The following is a 1,422-nucleotide window of genomic DNA, read 5'->3' on the forward strand; positions in this document are numbered from 1 at the left end:
GAGAATCAAGAGACCGCATCACCTACGCTAGGGTGATGAAGCGAAAGGTCAAGCAATAAGGGCACAGGGCGGATGCCTTGGCACTAAGAGCCGATGAAAGACGTGATAAGCTGCGAAAAGCTTCGGGGAGGAGCAAATATCCCGTGATCCGGAGATGTCTGAATGGGGAAACCCGCATGAGCAGACCTCATGCATCCATACGCCAATCCATAACGTATGGAAGGGAACCCGGGGAACTGAAACATCTAAGTACCCGGAGGAAAAGAAAGAAACATCGATTCCGTAAGTAGCGGCGAGCGAACGCGGAGGAGCCTAAACCGGTGTGCGTGCATGCCGGGGTCATGGACTGCATTTAAGATTCAGCGAAGTTAACAGAACGGTTTTGGGAAAGCCGGCCGGAGAGGGTGAAAGCCCCGTACGTGAAAGCAGAGCTGACTGAGCAGGATCCGGAGTACCACGAGACACGAGGAACCTTGTGGGAAGTAAGGGGGACCACCCCCTAAGGCTAAATACTACTTAGTGACCGATAGCGCATAGTACTGTGAAGGAAAGGTGAAAAGGACCCCGGGAGGGGAGTGAAAGAGAACCTGAAACCCTGTGTCTACAAGCTGTGGAAGTACTTTATATGTACGACCGCGTACTTTTTGTAGAACGGTCCGGCGAGTTACGCTTACTGGCAAGGTTAAGCACTTCAGGTGTGGAGCCGTAGGGAAACCAAGTCTTAATAGGGCCAGAGTCAGTAGGAGTAGACCCGAAACCGGGTGATCTATCCATGTCCAGGTTGAAGCTGCCGTAAGAGGTAGTGGAGGACCGAACCCACATCCGTTGAAAAGGGTGGGGATGAGGTGTGGATAGGGGAGAAATTCCAATCGAACCCGGAGATAGCTGGTTCTCCTCGAAATAGCTTTAGGGCTAGCCTCGGTGTGAGTCTTGCGGAGGTAGAGCACTGAATTTCCTAGGGGGCGTCAAAGCCTACCGAAGAATATCAAACTCCGAATGCCGTGTAGATATCACCGGGAGTCAGACTGCACGAGATAAGTTGGGCGGTCAAAAGGGAAAGAGCCCAGACCTACAGTTAAGGTCCCAAAGTGCGCGTTAAGTGGAAAAGGATGTGGGATTTCGAAGACAACCAGGATGTTGGCTCAGAAGCAGCCATACATTCAAAGAGTGCGTAATAGCTCACTGGTCGAGAGGTCCTGCGCCGAAAATGTCCGGGGCTGAAACGCGCCACCGAAACTAAGGAATCCGTAAGGATTGGTAGAGGAGCATTGCATATGGGAAGAAGCAGTACCGTAAGGAGCTGTGGACTATATGGAAGAGAGAATGCCGGAATGAGTAGCGAGATAGAGGTGGGAATCCTCTAGGCCGAATATCCAAGGTTTCCAGGGTAAAGCTGATCTGCCCTGGGTGAGTCGGGACCTA

General features: G+C 52.0%; 1 rRNA gene. It reads left to right on the forward strand.

From position 1 onward, the window contains the following. Positions 1–46: 46 nt before the first annotated feature. Positions 47–1,422, forward strand: a 23S ribosomal RNA gene (locus DWW77_RS17805); the annotation flags it as partial.

The sequence above is a fragment of the Ruminococcus sp. AF17-12 genome (assembly GCF_003479245.1).
Classification (GTDB): Bacteria; Bacillota; Clostridia; order Lachnospirales; family Lachnospiraceae; genus Blautia_A; species Blautia_A fusiformis.